This is a genomic window from Mesorhizobium sp. M4B.F.Ca.ET.143.01.1.1, from assembly GCF_004792275.1.
GTDB classification, from domain to species: Bacteria; Pseudomonadota; Alphaproteobacteria; order Rhizobiales; family Rhizobiaceae; genus Mesorhizobium; species Mesorhizobium abyssinicae.
Window position 1 is genome coordinate 1 of the sequence record NZ_SRSR01000169.1, and the last position, 359, is coordinate 359.

Consider the following 359-nt stretch of genomic DNA (forward strand, 5'->3'; position numbering starts at 1 on the left):
CTTGGTGACCTTGTCGAACTGGATGTATGGCTTGGCCTTCGGGTCGTTCCATGGCGCGAAATCCCTGCGGATGCTGCCAAGCGATTTCATGGTCCCCACTCCGTTATTCTGTTAAAAATTCCGCAAAAGAAAGCGACCCCGGCAGATGGCTGCCGGGGCCGTGTCGCAATGCTTACTGGCCGGTGACGATCTTGGTCCAGGTGCGCGTGATGACGCGCTGGGTCTTGGGATCGTATGGCGCCACGGTATAGAGCTTCTTCGTCGTCTCCGCGTCCGGATAGACCGAAGTATCTTCCAGGATCGCCTTGTCGACGAACTGCTGCGAAGCCTTGTTGCCGTTTGCGTAGAGCACATAGTTC

At 56.8% G+C, this 359-nt stretch carries 1 pseudogene; it reads right to left on the reverse strand.

Annotation, left to right across the window (positions count from 1 at the left end):
• Nucleotides 1-172 precede the first annotated feature (172 nt).
• Nucleotides 173-359, reverse strand: a pseudogene (locus EN786_RS36460) (spermidine/putrescine ABC transporter substrate-binding protein PotF); the annotation flags it as partial.